Below are 16,501 nucleotides of genomic sequence, written 5' to 3'. Positions count from 1 at the left end.
GACAATGACTTGCCGCGCGGGCTCGGCTCGAGCTATCGTATCCGCATGGAAACGGCCCCGGTAGAGACGCGAGCGCCCAGCATCGGCGCGCTGAAGCTGGCCCAGGCGCAGTCGCTCCTCGAATCGAGCGGGCTCGACGCGTGGCTCGTGGTGGTGCGCGAGTCCGCCGAGCGGCCGGACCCCATCCTTCGCTTTTTCTTCGATCTCGACTTCACGTGGACGACGTTCTTCCTGGTCACGCGCGATTGGTCCGCGGCCCTGGTGGCGACATTCGACGCGCCCGATCTGGTCCGCCTCGGCCTCTTTGACGAGGTCGTGACGTACCGGGAAGGTCCGCGCGCCCAGCTTCTCGAGCTCTTGCGGAAGAGGGACCCGGCGCGCATCGGGATCAACTTCTCGATCGATGACGCGCTCGCGGACGGAATCACGGCAGGATTGCGCGACTATCTCGCGGAGAGCCTGGCCGGAACGCCCTTCGCCTCGAGGATCGTAAGCGCGGCGCCGCTGCTCTCCGTTCTGCGCGGGGTCAAGCTCGAGGAGGAGCGCGGGCTCGTGACCCTGGCCGTGAACGAAACCGAGCTGATGTTCGACCGCGTGCGCGACCGTATTCGCGTCGGTCAGACGGCCCGCCAGATCGCGGGGGAATTTCACGCCGAGGCGGCCCGCGGCGGCGTCCGGACCGCGTGGCCCAAGCACCACTGCCCGACGGTGACGGTCGGCGCGAAATCGCCCATCGGCCACGTGGGCCCGAGCGAAGAGCCCGTCACCCTGAACTGCGCCGTCCACGTCGATTTCGGCATCATCCTGAACGGTTACTGCTCGGACCTGCAGCGTTTCTGGTACGTGGCGCCCGCCGGCGGCTCCGCCGCGCCGGAGCCGGTCCGACGCGCCTACCAGACCATCGTCGATGCCATCGACCTCGCGGCGCGGTCCCTGATTCCCGGCGCGCTCGGGTGGGAGGTCGACGAGAAGGCCCGGAAGCTGCTCCTGTCCCGCGGATATCCGGAGTATCCGCACGCCCTCGGGCATCACCTCGGCCGAGCGGTCCACGACGGCGGCGGCGTCCTAGGTCCGCGCTGGGAGCGGTATGGACGGGAGCCGTTCGAGCCCGTGCGCGTGGGCAACGTCTTCACGCTCGAGCCGAGCATCCACCTCGAAGAGCACGGGCTCATCTCCCTCGAAGAGGATGTCGTGGTCGGCCCGAAGGGCGCCGAGTTCCTCTCACGCTTCCCACGCGAGCTCCCGATCCTTCGTCTTCCCTGAGCACCATGGCCGCGATTCGAATCCTGGACGATGAAGTCGTTGCGAAGATCCGCGCCGGCGAGGTAATCGACCGGCCGGCCGCCGTGGCCAAGGAGCTGATCGAGAACGCCCTCGACGCCGGGAGCCGGCTCATCGCTGTCCAAACAGCGTCGAGTCCGGAGCGGTCGATCCGGATCCAGGACGACGGCCACGGCATGTCGCGGGAGGACGCCCTGCTCTCCGTCCGGCGCCACGCGACGAGCAAGCTGGAACGGGCGGAGGACCTCGCCGCGATGCGGACCCTGGGCTTCCGGGGGGAGGCGCTCGCGTCGATCGCCGAGGTCTCCCGCCTCACGCTCTCGACCCGCTCCGCGGACGATCTCTCCGGGAGCCAGATCGAGGTCCTGGGCGGCACGGTCATTTCGGTCTCGGGGATCGGCCGCGCGGTCGGCACGACGGTTGTGGTAGAGGATCTCTTCTTCAACACGCCGGCCCGCCTCCGCTTTCTTCGCTCCCGCGAGTCCGAGAGCCGCGTGCTCTCGAGAGTGGTCTGGAGCTACGCTCTCGTCACCCCGCGGGTCCACTGGCGATTCAAGGTGGACGACAGGGAAAACACCGATCTCCCAGCGACCGAGGATCTTCTCGAGCGGTGGCAGGTGTTCTACGGGCGCGGCGCGGTCGAGGGCGCGGCCCCGTTCGAGGGAGCGGCCGCCGGCATTCGCCTGCGGGGGATCCTGGGCCCGCCGGAGATGGCGCGCGCGAGCCGCGAGCACCAGGTGTTCGCCGTCAACGGTCGCGTGTTCTCCTCGCCCACGATCGGCGCGGCCCTTCGCCAAGGTTACGGAAATCTGATCCCAGGGGACCGCCACCCGGTCGCGCTCATCCTGATCGAGATCGATCCGGCGCAGGTCGACGTGAACGTCCACCCGACGAAGCGGGAGGTGCGCTTCCGGGACGAGTCGGCGCTCTTCCAGGCGACGCGACGCGCCGTGGAGCAGACGATGAAGCGCTACGTCCCGGTCGCCCTCGGCGTCGGCGGGGAGGGTGCGGCGCCGGAGGAGGGAACTCCGACCCGCGGCCCCGGCGCAGCGCCGGGTTTGCCGGGGAGCGCGGGGACGCTCACGCCCTCCCAGCTTCTGTGGGACGGGATCGCGGCCGCGCGCACGCTCTACGCTCCACCCGAGGAAGGAACTGGATCGGACACGGCGCGGGAGGTTGAGGTCGGCGACGTCCGCGAGAGCCTCGCCGAGCCGGAGATCCCGATCTGGCAGCTCCACGACCGCTACCTGCTGGCGCCGATCCGCGGCGGCCTCGTCATCGTCGATCAGCACGCGGCGCACGAGCGGATTCTCTACGAGGAGGCGCGCATCCACCTCTTCGGAGAAGCCGGCGTGAGCCAGAGCCTCCTCTTCCCGCGCGTCCTCGAGGTCTCGGCACAGGAGCTGGACACGCTCCTCATGCTCGAGCCCCACGCGCGGCGGATCGGGTACGACATCTCCCTCTTCGGGGACCGCCAGGTCGCGATCCGGGGAGTTCCTGCTTCGCTCCCCGAGGACATCGCGATCGAGGCCCTGAAGCGCCTCCTATGCGGGGATGACGGACACGCGGACGTCGACGCCTCGGAGCCGCCCGAGGAACGGATCGCGAAGACCTACGCTTGCCACGCCGCCGTTCGCTCCGGGCAGGCGCTGAATCCCGAGGAGCGGCGCGCCCTCTTCGACCGCCTCTTCGCCACGAGCCTTCCGCACGGCGATCCGCACGGGCGCCCCACCTACGTGCGCGTCGCGATGGAGGAGCTGGACCGGCGCTTTGGCCGGCGCTGAGCGGGCCGTGCCCCGCCGCCCCGTCGTCGTCCTCGGTCCCACCGCCGCAGGGAAGAGCGAGATCGCGCTCCAGGTCGCCCGCAGGATACGAGCGGAGATCGTGGGGGCCGATTCACGCCAGATCTACCAAGGGCTCGAGATCGGCACCGCGGCGCCGAGCGAGCGGGACCGCGCCGTGGCTCCGCATCACCTCGCGTCGTTCCTGCCGCCGGGCGAGTCGTACAGCGCCGGACGCTACGCGCGCGAGGCACGTGTGGCCATTGATGGAATTCTGACGCGCGGCGGGACCGCCTTGGTCGTCGGCGGATCGGGGCTCTACCTGCGCGCGCTCCTCGACGGGCTGTTCGAGGGGCCCGGGAGGGACGAAGGCATCCGCGCCAGACTCCAAGAAAGGCTGTCGCGCGAGGGTCTGCCGGCGCTCCGGGCCGAGCTCGAGCGGGTGGATCCGGAGGCGCATTCCAAGATCCTGGGAGCGGACGCCGTTCGCGTCATCCGCGCGCTCGAGGTGCATGAGCTGACCGGGAAGCCGATCACGGCGCTCCGGCGCGAGCGCCGCCGGGCCCCGCTTCCGGCGATCAGGTTCGGGATCCGATGGCCGCGCCCGATCCTCGCGCTCCGGATCGCGTCGCGCATCCAGGATCAGCTCCGCGACGGATTTCTGGATCAAGCGCGCGCGCTTCTCGCGGCGGGGCTGCCCGCCGACGCGCCCGGGGTCCAGACCCTGGGCTACCGGGAGCTCCTCGCGCACCTGCGGGGAGAGAGCTCGCTCGAGTCGGCGGTGGAGACGATCGCGCTCCGGACCCGACAACTCTCCAAACGGCAGGAAACGTGGTTCCGGAAGGTGGAAGACGTGGTTTGGCTCGATCTGGAATCGCCCGAGCAGTTCCCGGATGTGGCCCGGACGATCGCGAGCCGAATTGATTCTTGACCACGGCACCCCGTTCCCCCTACGCTCGGTCTGGGAGTTGCATCGGGAGCGGGCATAACTCAGTGGTAGAGTGTCAGCTTCCCAAGCTGAAGGTCGCGGGTTCAAATCCCGTTGCCCGCTCCAGTATCCACGCTTGTCTGCCTCCCTTGCCTCACTCATGCCTTGATCCCACGACTTCGACGCTCGTCCCTCGAACCGGGAGTTGATTCCGTGATCGGCCTTAGCGACCCATTCACCATCGCAAAAATCGAGTCCGGCGGCTTGGCCGCGCGGCTCGGGCTTCGGGCCGGTGAGCGGATATTGGAGATCAACGGGGTCGCCCTGAACGACGAGATCGATTTCGGCGCCCAGATCTCCGAAGAGCGCCTCCTGCTCCGGATCCTGGGCAAGGACGGCGTGGAGCGGCAGGTCGCGGGGGAGCGGGAGTACGGCGTCTCCTTCGGCGCCGAGTTCGAGGCGCGCCAGCCGAAGCGCTGCCACAACAATTGTGTGTTCTGCTTCGTCTACCAGCACCCGAAGGGCGTCCGGCGCGAGCTCCTCATCAAGGACGACGATTACGTCTTCTCGTTCGTCCACGGGAATTTCATAACGCTCACCAACCTGTCCGAGGCGGACTTCCAGCGAATCCTGGACGAGCGTCTCTCGCCCCTCTACGTCTCGGTGCACGCGACGGATCCCGACGTACGGATCCGCCTGATGAAGAATCCCAAATCGGGTCAAATCCTAAAGCAGATCGACCGGCTCGCAGCGGCCGGCATCGATCTCCACACCCAGCTCGTCGTTTGCCCGGGGATCAACGACGGCGCGGTTCTCACCCAATCGATCGCGGAGCTGGGGGAGCGCCATCCGCGGGTGAAGACGATCGCGGTCGTGCCTGTCGGGCTCACCAAGCATCGCGCCCGGCTTCCCGACCTTCGACCGTTCACGTCCGAGGACGCGCGCGCGTCCCTCGAGATCGTCCATCAACACCAGGCCACGTTCCGGAAACGCTCGAGGAGCCGGGTCGTCTTCGCGGCGGACGAGATGTACGTTCTCGCCGGCGAGCCGGTGCCCTCGGCGCGGGCCTACGAGGGGTTCCCGCAGCTCGAGAACGGAATCGGGATGCTTCGGGCGACGATCGACCAGTGGATGGACGGCAGGGATGAGATCCGGGCAAGGAACGGATCCCGGGAGCGGGTCGCCGTCGTCACCGGGACCAGCGCGGCGCCGACCCTCGAGCGGCTTCTATCCGATCGCCCTCCCGGCAGCGTTGACGCCTCCATCTGCGTCGTGACGAATGATTATTTCGGCGATTCGGTCACGGTGAGCGGGCTTCTCGTCGGCGCGGACATCGAGCGGGCGCTCGTCGCGCACGGTCCCGCCGACCGCGTGCTCCTTCCTCCCAACTGTCTCAAGGAGCGCGAGATCTTTCTCGACGATCGAACCCGCGGCGACCTGGAGCAGAGACTCGGCGTCCCGGTTCAAATCGGGTTCGATTCGCCGGTCGGCCCCTAGGACACGCCCGTGCTCCCCATCGTCGCCATCGTCGGCCGTCCCAACGTGGGGAAGTCGACGTTATTCAACCGGCTCCTCGGACAGCGCCGGGCCATCGTGGATGAGCTATCGGGGCTCACGCGCGACCGGCATTACGCGGAAGCCGAGTGGAGCGGGCGGCATTTCCTCCTCGTCGACACGGGCGGGATCGATCCCGGGAGCCCGCATCCGATCCAGCGCCAGGTCCTGAGCCAGACGGCCCAGGCGCTCGAGGAGGCCGACGTGGCGCTCCTCGTGGTGGACGCGACGCAGGGGATCATGCCGCTCGACCGCGAGGTGGCCGATCGGGTCCGCAGGCGAGGGCGGCCGATGCTGGTCATCGCCAACAAGGCCGACTCGGCGGCGCGCGAGGAGGATCTGGCCGACTTCTACTCCCTCGGCATCGGCGATCCGATCCCGGTCTCCGCGCTTCACGGCCGGGGCTCGGGGGAGCTGCTCGACGAGGTCATCGGGTGCCTTCCCGAGCCCGAGGAGACGCCTGAAGTCGAGGGCGCGATCCGGATCGCGGTCGTGGGCCGGCCCAACGTCGGGAAATCGTCGCTCGTGAATCGGCTGCTGGGGAAGGAGCGGATGGTCGTCGACTCCGTGGCCGGGACCACCCGCGACGCCGTCGACACGACCTTCGAGCGCGGCGGGAGGACCTACGTTCTCGTAGACACGGCCGGCCTCAGGCGGGACCGAAAGGTCACCGACCCGGTCGAGTACTACAGCGTCACGCGCGCGCTTCGCGCGATCTCCCGGGCCGACCTCGTCATCCTCGTGATCGACGTCTCCCGCGAGCCGTCGCGCCAGGACGCGCACCTCGCGGCGCTCGCCGAGGACCAGGGGAAGGGAATCGTCGTGGTCTTCAACAAGTGGGACCTGGTCGACGATCCGGTCGGGGTCCGCCAGCTGATCGACGAGGAGTTCCCCCGTCAGTATCCGTTCCTTGGCTTCGTGCCGCGCCTCTACGTCTCCGCCGAATCCGGGAAGGGCGTCCCTCGGGTCCTACCGGCGTGCACCGAGGTCTACGAGGAATACGCGCGCTCGATCCCGACCGCGGAGCTCAATCGGGCCGTTCACGAGATCCTCGGTCGCGTGACCCCGCCGGCCACTCCCAGCGGCCGCCACCTGAAGCTCTACTACGCGGCCCAGACCGGGAGCCGCCCCCCGACATTCTCCCTTTTCGTTAACAATCCTCGATATCGTCAGAAGAATTATGTAAGTTACCTGGAGCGAGAGTTGCGCGAGCGATTCGGCTTCCAGGGCACGCCGATCGTGCTCGAGTGGAAGGCAAGCCACTAGCCGCTTAGATCGCTCGTTACCGGAGGACAGACCATTCCGCTCCTAATCGCCTCCGTGCTGGTCGGCTTCCTGCTCGGCGGGATTCCATCGGGCCTCCTGATCGGACGCGCCCGGGGCGTCGACCTCAGGACCGCCGGCAGCAAGAACATCGGCGCCACCAACGCGTTTCGGGTCCTCGGTGCGCGGTGGGGGGCCCTCGTCTTCCTTCTCGATGCCCTTAAGGGGTTCGCGGCGTCGATGGTTCCGCGCCTCGCGAGCGGGATCGCGGCCGGCGGGCTGACGAGCGGGACTGCGGCCGGCGGCTCCCCGGCCGACCTGCTGGCTCCAACGCTCGCGGCCGGCATCGCCGCAATCCTTGGGCACGTCTTCTCTCCATGGCTCGGCTTCAAAGGCGGCCGCGGAGTGGCGACGAGCCTCGGTGTTTTCCTCGGCATCCTGCCCCGGCCCACGCTTCTCGCCTTTGGCCTCTGGATCATCCTCGTGGCGATCTCCCGGCGCGTCTCGGTCGGGTCGATCGGCGCCGCGATCTCCTATCCGTTCCTCGTCGCTTGGCAGACCGCGAGGGATCCACAGCGCGGGATCCTCATCACGGTCTCCGCGGTGATCGCCCTTCTCATCATCGTCCGGCATCTCCCCAACATCCGCCGATTGCTGAAGGGAACCGAGCCGCCCATTTTGGGCGCGGCCTCGGAGCGCCGCCAGTGAAGATCGGTGTGATCGGAGGCGGAGGATGGGGAACCGCGCTCTCGATCGTGCTCGAGAGCCGCGGCCACGCGGTCCGGCTCTGGGTGTTCGAGGCGGATCTCGCCGAACAGATGCGCCGCACGCGGTCGAACGACCGCTTCCTCCCGGATGTGCGAATCCCCGACGCGATCGAGATCACGTCCACTCTTCCCGACGCGGCGGCCGACGCGGACGTCCTGCTCTTCGTGACCCCTTCCCACGCGCTCCGCGCGACCGCGACGAGGCTCGCGGCCGAGGCGGAGAAGTCGCTCAAGGGCGTGAAATGGGTGACGGTGGCGACCAAGGGACTCGAGACGAAGACGCTCCGCCGGATGAGCGAGGTCTTGGCGGAGACGCTTCCCAAGGGACTGGGCGAGCGCGTGGTCGTGCTCGCGGGGCCGAGCCATGCCGAGGAGGTCGCGCGCCGCGTGCCTACCCTCATCGTGGCCGCGTCCGAGAGCGCGCCGCTCGCAGCGAATGCTCAGGAAACCTTTTCCACCGACTGGCTTCGCATCTACACGAACGACGACGTGATCGGGGTCGAGATCGGGGTCGCGCTCAAGAACGTCATCGCGATCGCGTCCGGAATCGCCGACGGACTCGGCTTCGGCGACTCCACCCGGGCAGCGCTCATGACGCGAGGTCTCGCCGAGATATCGAGGCTGGGCGAGGTCCTGGGCGCGAGGCGGGAGACCTTCGCGGGTCTCGCCGGAATGGGCGACCTGATCGCCACCGCGACGAGCCGGCACAGCCGAAACCGCCGGCTCGGAGAGGCCATCGGCCGCGGGGCGACGTTGAAGGAAGCGCTCGCGTCCTCGCCGATGGTCGTGGAAGGCGTGGGCACCGCGGAGGCGGCCGTCAACCTTGCCCGCCGCCACGGCGTCGAGCTTCCCATCGTGGAGCAGGTCCACGCGATCCTCTACGAAGGGAAGAGCGCGAAGACCGCGATGCGCGAGCTTTTGACACGGGATTTGAAGCCGGAAGCAGGAACCCTATCCAGGAGGTGATCCATTGAAGTCGCTTCCGACAGGTAGGCTCTACTACTCGATCAGCGAAGTGAGCGACTTGGTCGGCGTCAAACCGCACGTCCTCCGCTACTGGGAGACGCAGTTCAAGATGCTCCGCCCGAAGAAGGGGCGAGGTGGAGCCCGGATGTACCGCAAGCGGGACGTGGAGGTTCTCTTCGAGATCAAGCAGCTCCTCTACGACCAGCGCTTCACGATCGCGGGCGCGAGGCGGAGGATCCTGGACGGCCGGGACGAGAAGGAGCAGATCGAGCTCCCGTTCAGCAAGCTGGACCGGGAAGAGACCCTGCGCGCGCTGCGCAAGGACATGGAGGGCCTCCTGAACCTTCTTCGCCAGGAAGCCCAGGCCAGAGGGCGCGCGCGACGCTGACGGTCGAGGGGCCGGCGCTCCCGGCGATGTCCGGCCTTGGGCGCTGCCTCTTGTCCGCTCCGTCGGGGGTCGTGTACCATTGCCGCGAACGGTGCCACCCGAAGCCGCATGAAGAGGTCGGGGCGTAGCGCAGCCCGGTAGCGCACCTCCTTGGGGTGGAGGTGGTCGCAGGTTCAAATCCTGTCGCCCCGACCATCTGAGCTCGTTTGTCTCGCTGCGCCCCGGGGTCCGAACCCCGGGGCGTCGCCATTCCACCCAGAGATCCTCGACCCGCACGTGACCGACATCGGCTACATACTCGCGGCCTCCGCGGCGCGGCATCTGCCGCGCTGGGCGAGCGACACCCTCGCGGTGGCGGTCGCGGACCTTTGCGTCCTGAGCCATCCCGGGCGGACCCGCGCGGTCGATCGGCGGCTCCGCCGCGTCTGGTCCGAGTCGGGCGCCGTGGGTCCGATTCCGACGGCGCGGGAGACGCACCGCGCGTTCGCGCGGGCCTTGCGGGACTTCCTCGCGGCCGACGCGCGGGCGCGGAACGCACCGCGCGTGCGCCTCGACGAGGAGGCCCGCGGAATCCTCCGGGAAGCGCGCGCGTCCGGGCGCTCGACGCTCCTGGTCAGCGGCCACTTCGGCCCGTGGGAGCTCGCGCTCCAGTGGCTTGCCCGGGAGGTAGGCTCCGTGGATGCGCTCGCCCAGGTCCATCGACTCTCAGCGGTCGAGCGCTTCTTCGCGGCGCGGCGTGCCGCCTTCGGCGTGCGGACGTTGAGCGCGGACCGGCCCGCCTCCGCGGCCCTCGCGCGGCTCCGCGCCGGCGGCTGGATCGCCGCGCTCGTGGACCGAGGAGCCCGAAGGCGGGCCCATCCCACGGGAGCCGAAGACCATGCCGGCGGACCCGCGCTCGTGCGCGTCGATCCGGCGCCTCTGTTCCTGGCGCGACGCGCGAGCGCCCAGGTCCTGGCGGGGGTCGCCTGGCGCGCTCCCGACGGAGAGGTGGAGGTGCGATTCCACCCGGCGTTCTCGATCGAGCCGTGCGGGGGAGGCATCGCGCTCAGCCTGGCCGAGGCGCGCCTCCAGGGATTCTTCGAGGCCCATGTCCGCGCCCACCCCACGCAGTGGTTCGATTGGAGCCCTTGGCCTCCGCGCGCGGCCGCGGCCGGGGACCCGTCGGAGGGATGAAGGTGATCGCGGTGATCCCGGCGCGCGACGCCGCGGCCACGGTGGGCGACGTCGTGCGCGGCCTCCGGCGCGTTCTCCCGTCCGCGGAGGTGATCGTGGTGGACGACGGGTCCATGGACGCCACCGGCGAGCGGTCGCGCGAAGCCGGGGCGGCCGTGGTGCGGCATGAGGTCAATCGCGGAAAAGGGGCGGCCCTCGAGTCGGGATTCGCCGAGGCGCTTCGCCGCGGCGCGGACGCGGTGATCGCGATGGATGCGGACGGCCAGCATGATCCGGCGGCCGCGCCAAACCTTCTGGCGTCTCTCGAGGGCGCCGACCTGGTCGTCGGCTCTCGGGAGCGGGATCGGACCGGGATGCCCTTGCTTCGCCGCGCGACGAACGATGTCACGACGTGGCTCGTCTCGCTCCTCGCGGGGCAGCGGATTCACGACTCCCAGTCGGGGTACCGGGCGATCCGGTCCTCGGTGCTCCGCACGGTCCACCCTCGGAGCCGCCGGTTCGAGTACGAGTCGGAGTTCCTGATCGCGGCCGCGCGGGCGGGCTTCTCGATCGGGGAGGCCCCGGTACCGACGCTCTACAACGCGCCGGGGAGCCACATCGACCCCGTGCGGGACACGCTCCGCTTCATCCGTCTCGTGATCCGGCACATTGGGCGCTGATGGACATCCTCGTCACGAACGACGACGGAATCCAGGCGGACGGGATCCGCGCGCTCGCCGAGGCCCTCGCCCCGCTCGGGACGATCTCGATCATCGCCCCCGACCGCGAGCAGAGCGCGACGAGCCACGCCCTGACGCTCCACCGACCGCTCCGCGTCCGGAAGATCGGGGACGGCGTGATGAGCGTCGACGGCACACCCACGGACGCGGTCCTCCTCGGAGTGCACGGGTTCCTCAAGCGAAAGCCCGCGCTCGTCGTCTCGGGCATCAACCACGGACCCAACATGGGGAACGACGTCCTCTATTCGGGCACGGTCGCCGCAGCGAGCGAGGGGATGTTCCTGGGCATCCCCTCGATCGCCATTTCGCTCGCGACGTGGGAACCGACCGCCGACTTCGGGCCCGGCGCCCGCGTGGCGCATCGCCTCGTGAAGGGGCTCCTTCGCCGCGGCCTCCACGAGGGCTCCTGCCTCAACATCAATATCCCGGCGATTCCGTGGAGCGACATCAAAGGGGTCCGGGTCACGCGATTGGGAATGCGCGTCTATCGAGACGTCATCGTGGAGAAGACCGATCCCAGGGGGAAGCTCTACTACTGGATCGGAGGCGAAGAGCCGACGTGGAAGCACGACGAGGCGAGCGATTTCACCGCCGTCGAGCAAGGCTACGTTTCGATCACGCCGCTCAGTTTCGAGCTCACTGACTACAAGGCCATTGTGGATCTCGAATCGCTCGGACTTTCGCTCGATGAATCGGAGGCGTAGCGACCTGGCCGTCGCCCGGCGGCGGATGGTGGAGGAGCAGCTCCGGGCCCGCGGGATCCACGATCCGCACGTTCTCCGCATCATGGAAGCGCTCCCGCGCCACCTCTTCGTCGACGATACCCTCGCCGCCCGCGCCTACAGCGATCACGCGCTCCCGATCGGTGAGGAGCAGACGATCTCGCAGCCGTACATGGTCGCGCTGATGACGCAGGCCCTGGACCTGACCGGGGAAGAGAAGGTTCTCGAGATCGGGACCGGCTCGGGATATCAGACCGCCGTCCTCGCCGAGCTGGCGGGGCGGGTCTTCACCGTCGAGCGGATCCCATCGGTCGCGGAACGAGCGAAGGAGCGCCTCGATACCATGGGCTACTCCAACATCGTGTTTCGGTGCGCGGACGGATCGCTCGGGTGGAAGGAAATGGCGCCCTACGACCGAATCCTGATCACGGCGGGCGCCCCGCGAGTTCCCGCCTTCCTCGAGGAGCAGCTCAAGGTGAACGGGATCGGAGTGGCCCCGGTCGGCGAGAGCGAGAGCCAATCCCTGGTGAAGGTGATCCGGGCATCCGAGGGAACGATCGAGCGCGTTCTCTGCAGCTGCACGTTCGTCCCATTGATCGGTCGGGAGGGCTGGTCTCCGGGCGAAGTCGGTTGACCCCTTTGCCTTCCGGCTGATAAACTGCGGACGATCGGGGAAGAATTCGTGGATGCCGTATGCGGACAAGGATCGGGGCGTGGCTCAGCCCGGTAGAGCACCTGGTTCGGGACCAGGGGGTCGGAGGTTCAAATCCTCTCGCCCCGACCATTTTCCGCCACGGCAGCCCCGCCTCCATTCTTGTGGTCCCTCTGACACTTCCAGCGCGTGAGTCAACGAGACGCGGCCCGCTTCGTCGCGCGCGTTGAGGGGCGCGTCCAAGGGGTTGGCTACCGCTACTTCGTCCAATCGCGGGCGGAGGCGCTTCACCTGGCCGGTTCGGTCCGGAACATGCCCAACCGATCATCGGTACGAGTGGAAGCAGAGGGTCCGAGGGAAGTGCTCGAGGCGCTGATCGAGGATCTGCGAGAGGGGCCGCCCGCGGCGCGGGTCGATCGCGTCGAGGTGGAATGGCTCCCTCCGACCGGCGCCAATCAATTCCGCATCGAGGCAGGCTGAGGGGAGAGTCCATGGCCGAGAATTCCCGCCGATTCGTCTCCGAGCTCTCCGAGGCGCTCCGCCGTGGCCTCGAGCAGGGCGAGCTTACGGACGAGGATCTGGACGCTCTTCTCCATTCATCGGACTTCGAGGCCGGCGCGTTCGACCTCTTCCTGGCCGAGGCGCGACGGCAGTCCGTCAAGCTCCCCGAGGGAAGCCGGATGGGGGACGTCTCGACCACCGAGACGACCGGCCGCTCGCTGGGAAGCCTCGAACGCCGATACCTGAACGAGATTCAGCGCTATCCGCTCCTCGAGCGCGAGGAGGAGCGCGCCCTCTGGGAGGCGATGCGGCGCGGCTCGGAGCCTGCCCGGCGCTCGATCATCCACGCCTACCTCCGCCTCGTCGTCTCGTTCGCGCGCAGCTATCGGAATCGTGGCGTCGAGTTCCTCGATCTCGTCGAGGAAGGAAACCTCGGGCTGATCACCGCGGTCGATCGATTCGACGTGGAGCGCGGCATTCACTTCAGCACCTACGCCGGGTGGTGGATCCGGCAGGCCCTCGCGCGCGGGGTCGCGAACCAATCGCGGACGGTCCGGATTCCGATCCACGTGCTTCAGATGATGCGGCGTTTCGTGGCCACCCAGCGCCGGCTCGAGTCGGAGCTGCGACGCAAGCCCGGCCATGACGACATCGCGCGCGAGATGGGAATCGCGGTGACGCGCGTGGCGCGCCTCGAAACCTTGGTTCAATCGATCCACACGCTGGACGTCGACATGGGGAACGAAGCGTTCCACGGTCTGATCGAGTCCGAGGCCGTGGAGCAGCCGCCGAGCCTCGACGAGATCGTCGAGATGCAGATCCGCGACCAGCAGCTGAACGACATGCTGAAGCGCCTCTCGGGCCGGGAGGAGGCGATCCTGCGTCTGCGCTACGGCTTCTTCGACGACCGCCCACGGACCCTGGCCGAGACGGGCGAGCACTTCAAGCTTTCGCGGGAGCGCATTCGCCAGCTCGAGGAGCGCGCTCTCCTCAAGCTCCGCCATCTTCTCGAAAGCGACGAGGCCGAAACCCAGCCTTCCGTGCACTGATCCTGGGTCTTCGGGCGTCTCGCGGGAGGGAACCATGAGTCGTCGTATCCAGCGCTTCCTGTTCGCCGGGGGGGTCGCGATCCTGGCGGCCGCCCCGCACCCGGCCCCTGCCGCGGCAGCCCGTCCCTCGGCCGCCCTTCCTACAGCGGCCGCGCCGGCTCCCTCGCCCCAGCTGGGCTACCCGATCTCGGAAGGGTACGTCGAGACGAACGGCGTCTGGATCTACTACAAAGCGATCGGCAGGGGGCAGCCCCTCGTCGTTCTCCACGGGGGGCCCGGCGCGTCGCACGACTACCTCTTGCCGCACCTCGTCCCGCTGGCGCGCCAGAACCGCCTCGTCTTCATCGACGAGCGTGGCTCCGGCCGCTCCCCGGCGCTCGAGGACCCGAGCGGCTACACCATCGAGAAGATGGCGGACGACGTCGAGGCCGTGCGGCTGGCGCTTCGCCTGGGCAGAATCAATCTCCTCGGCCATTCCTACGGTGGGGCCCTCGCCCAGGCGTACGCCCTCAAGTACCAGCAGAACCTTGCCCATCTAATCCTCTGCAGCACGTTCTCGAGCACCAAGGCGATGAACCAGGTCTTCGTTCGAATGAAGGAGCAAATGGCGCCGGAGCTGCGGGCCCGGATCGACAGCCTCGAGCGTGCCGGGCTCTACGGGCGGGGGAAGATCTTCGAGAGGGAGCGGTACCCGGCCGACTACATGGCGGCGTCCTGGGGCGAGGCGTATTTCCCTTACCTCTACCGGAAGCGGCCCGATCGCAACTTCGATCCCCTCATGAACGGCGTCATGTCGTGGGACCTCTACCGGACGATGTGGGGCTCCCACGGGGAATTCGTGATCGACGGAAACCTCGTCTCGGTGGAGTACGACGACCGGCTCGGCACGATCTCCGTGCCCACCCTCATCATGGCGGGGGATCACGACGAATGCGATCCGGCCCTGTCCCGCAAGATGCAGGAGCTGATCCCGGGATCGAAGCTCGTGATTCTTCCCGAGAGCGGGCACATGACATTCGTCGATCAGCCGGCGCTCTTCGTGAAATCGGTGGACGATTTCCTTCACCCGCCCCGGTAAGAAATGTCGTATAATACGTAGGAGAGGATCCTACTTGAAGGGATTGACCATGTTTCGGCCGTATGCCATCAACATATAGTTACATACGTAGTTACTGGATTTCCTTCAAGTGGTCGACAAGGGTCGCCGCGGTTTGTCTGTTGCTCGCCGCGGGCCTGGGCCAGCCTGGCACAGCCCTCGCCCAGACTCCTCCCAATACCCCCATCATCACAACCCCAGCTTTCGACGGACAGGTCGTGAGCCCGTTCGACGTGCATATGGAGACCGCGGTCTTCTCCGACCCCGACCCCGGGGACACCCATTTCTGCTCCGACTGGGAGATCTGGACCGTGACCCCGTCGGAGAGGGTGTGGTCGGCGACGTGCCTCACCGGAGTCGAAAAGGTCCATACGCATTTCGGGGACGGGACCTTCGAGGGATCTCGTGCCGGCCAGACGAGCCTCGCGTTCAGCACCGACCACATTCTCCGAGTCCGGCACCGGGACCAGACGAGCCTCTACAGCAATTGGGCGCAGCGCGCCTTCACGACCGGGGATCAGACCCAGGTCTTCCCGCTTCAGCTCGACGACGTCACGAGTGCGCCGACGCCTACCTGGATGGATGAATCGGCCTCCCCGATCGTCCTCTCGCCCGGCTCGCCGGCCCCCTCGCTGCGAATCGATTCCGGAGCCGGGGACCTCCTCCTCCAGTTCTCGGGGCTCGACGGCGCGACCAACACCATCACGAACCCTGCGATGCTCGGCAGCGACGTTGCCGCGCGGGTCGTAATTAACGGCGGGAGCGGCGGCCTCGTGCTTCCGGCGTCGCGGCTCGGCTTCCAGGAGCGACTCGGCTTCTCGCGGATCGTCTATCTCCCGCCAGTCAGCGTGGCGGCCTCCGGCCAGGTCTACTTCTGGGTGTCGGCGAACGGCAGCACCTATTCGGGGAACGCTTCCCAGACCGCGCCCGACTTCTCTACTCTGGCTCGGGGATCGCCCGTCCCTTGGGAAGTGCTCCAGCCCGGTTTCGAAGTGGAGATCGTCGCGACCGGGTTCCAGCTGCCGGTCAACATCGCGTTCGTGCCCAACCCCGGCCCCAATCCCACCGATCCCTTCTATTACGTCTCGGAGCTTTACGGAAAGATCAAGGTCGTCGCGAAAAACGGCGTCGTGTCGGACTACGCGACCGGGCTCCTCAATTTCGATCCCGGCGGACAGTTCCCGGGGTCGGGCGAGCAGGGGCTCGGCGGGATCGCCGTGGATGCGGCCTCGGGCGACATCTTCTGCGGCATGCTCTACGATTCGGCCCCGCCCAACGGCCCCCATTATCCGAAGGTAGTCCGGTTTCACAGCGTGGACGGCGGGCACACCGTGTCGACGCAGACGACGATCTTGGCGATGGTCGGCGAGGACATGGGCGCATCTCACTACATTTCTAACGTGTCCTTTGGTCCCGACGGCAAGCTTTACGTCCACCTGGGGGACGGCTTTACGACGAGCACCGCGCTCGATCTGGACTCCTTCCGCGGGAAGGTGTTGCGCATGAACCTCGATGGAAGCGCCCCGTCGGACAACCCGTTCTACAACGCGGGAGATGGGATCAACGCGCGCGATTATGTCTACGCCTATGGCTTGCGGAATCCCTTCGGAGGCACCTGGCGTGCCGCGGACAACTCGCATTACGAGGTGGAGAATGGGCCG

Annotated in this window: 16 protein-coding genes and 3 tRNA genes; all 19 read left to right on the top strand. The window is 67.9% G+C overall.

What is annotated here, in order from left to right; translation table 11 throughout:
* Positions 1-9: 9 nt before the first annotated feature.
* The gene (locus E6K79_05815) at positions 10-1,263 is read left to right on the top strand and encodes an aminopeptidase P family protein (protein TMQ65012.1); all 1,254 of its coding nucleotides are present in this window, start codon (positions 10-12) and stop codon (positions 1,261-1,263) included.
* Between the two features lie 5 nt (positions 1,264-1,268).
* Positions 1,269-3,065 (top strand): DNA mismatch repair endonuclease MutL, encoded by a 1,797-nt coding sequence (mutL, locus tag E6K79_05810; GenBank protein ID TMQ65011.1) that lies wholly within the window; start codon positions 1,269-1,271, stop codon positions 3,063-3,065.
* On the top strand, positions 2,935-3,993 hold the full coding sequence (miaA, locus tag E6K79_05805) for a tRNA (adenosine(37)-N6)-dimethylallyltransferase MiaA (protein TMQ65010.1): 1,059 nt from the start codon (positions 2,935-2,937) through the stop codon (positions 3,991-3,993). Before mutL ends, miaA begins: the two co-directional genes overlap by 131 nt.
* A 48-nt stretch (positions 3,994-4,041) precedes the next feature.
* Positions 4,042-4,116 (top strand) — tRNA-Gly (locus E6K79_05800).
* 87 nt (positions 4,117-4,203) lie between these two features.
* Positions 4,204-5,487: a DUF512 domain-containing protein gene (locus E6K79_05795; protein TMQ65009.1), complete on the top strand. Its 1,284-nt coding sequence runs from the start codon at positions 4,204-4,206 to the stop codon at positions 5,485-5,487.
* Between the two features lie 9 nt (positions 5,488-5,496).
* Positions 5,497-6,810 (top strand): ribosome biogenesis GTPase Der, encoded by a 1,314-nt coding sequence (gene der / locus E6K79_05790; protein TMQ65008.1) that lies wholly within the window; start codon positions 5,497-5,499, stop codon positions 6,808-6,810.
* A gap of 33 nt (positions 6,811-6,843) precedes the next feature.
* Positions 6,844-7,515: a glycerol-3-phosphate 1-O-acyltransferase PlsY gene (plsY, locus tag E6K79_05785; GenBank protein ID TMQ65007.1), complete on the top strand. Its 672-nt coding sequence runs from the start codon at positions 6,844-6,846 to the stop codon at positions 7,513-7,515.
* Positions 7,512-8,540 (top strand): NAD(P)-dependent glycerol-3-phosphate dehydrogenase, encoded by a 1,029-nt coding sequence (locus E6K79_05780; protein TMQ65006.1) that lies wholly within the window; start codon positions 7,512-7,514, stop codon positions 8,538-8,540. Before plsY ends, E6K79_05780 begins: the two co-directional genes overlap by 4 nt.
* A 4-nt stretch (positions 8,541-8,544) precedes the next feature.
* Entirely contained in the window at positions 8,545-8,928 is a 384-nt protein-coding gene (locus E6K79_05775) for a MerR family transcriptional regulator (GenBank protein ID TMQ65005.1), read from the top strand.
* Positions 8,929-9,046: 118 nt separating this feature from the next.
* A tRNA-Pro gene (locus tag E6K79_05770) sits at positions 9,047-9,123 on the top strand.
* Positions 9,079-10,101, top strand: coding sequence for a hypothetical protein (locus tag E6K79_05765; GenBank protein TMQ65044.1), 1,023 nt, complete (start codon positions 9,079-9,081; stop codon positions 10,099-10,101). Before E6K79_05770 ends, E6K79_05765 begins: the two co-directional genes overlap by 45 nt.
* Positions 10,098-10,760, top strand: a complete 663-nt coding sequence (locus E6K79_05760) for a glycosyltransferase family 2 protein (GenBank protein ID TMQ65004.1) — start codon at positions 10,098-10,100, stop codon at positions 10,758-10,760. The genes E6K79_05765 and E6K79_05760 overlap by 4 nt, the downstream gene beginning before the upstream one ends.
* Positions 10,760-11,524 carry a 5'/3'-nucleotidase SurE gene (gene surE / locus E6K79_05755; protein TMQ65003.1) on the top strand — a complete coding sequence of 255 codons (765 nt, stop codon included), beginning with the start codon at positions 10,760-10,762 and terminating at the stop codon, positions 11,522-11,524. Before E6K79_05760 ends, surE begins: the two co-directional genes overlap by 1 nt.
* Complete coding sequence (locus E6K79_05750) at positions 11,508-12,176, top strand: protein-L-isoaspartate(D-aspartate) O-methyltransferase (GenBank protein ID TMQ65002.1); 669 nt, start codon at positions 11,508-11,510, stop codon at positions 12,174-12,176. Before surE ends, E6K79_05750 begins: the two co-directional genes overlap by 17 nt.
* A gap of 73 nt (positions 12,177-12,249) precedes the next feature.
* Positions 12,250-12,326 (top strand) — tRNA-Pro (locus E6K79_05745).
* A 57-nt stretch (positions 12,327-12,383) separates the two neighbouring features.
* Positions 12,384-12,674 (top strand): acylphosphatase, encoded by a 291-nt coding sequence (locus tag E6K79_05740; protein ID TMQ65001.1) that lies wholly within the window; start codon positions 12,384-12,386, stop codon positions 12,672-12,674.
* Positions 12,626-13,744, top strand: coding sequence for a sigma-70 family RNA polymerase sigma factor (locus tag E6K79_05735; protein TMQ65000.1), 1,119 nt, complete (start codon positions 12,626-12,628; stop codon positions 13,742-13,744). Before E6K79_05740 ends, E6K79_05735 begins: the two co-directional genes overlap by 49 nt.
* Positions 13,745-13,778: 34 nt before the next feature.
* Positions 13,779-14,822, top strand: coding sequence for an alpha/beta fold hydrolase (locus E6K79_05730; protein TMQ64999.1), 1,044 nt, complete (start codon positions 13,779-13,781; stop codon positions 14,820-14,822).
* A gap of 62 nt (positions 14,823-14,884) precedes the next feature.
* Positions 14,885-16,501 (top strand): PQQ-dependent sugar dehydrogenase (locus tag E6K79_05725; GenBank protein TMQ64998.1); only part of this gene is annotated, 1,617 nt, incomplete at its 3' end.

It is taken from the genome of Candidatus Eisenbacteria bacterium, from assembly GCA_005893305.1.
In the GTDB taxonomy this organism is placed as follows: Bacteria; Eisenbacteria; RBG-16-71-46; order SZUA-252; family SZUA-252; genus WS-9.
The sequence above is the reverse complement of the archived record's forward strand: the minus strand, read 5'-3'. Positions and strand labels throughout refer to the sequence as shown.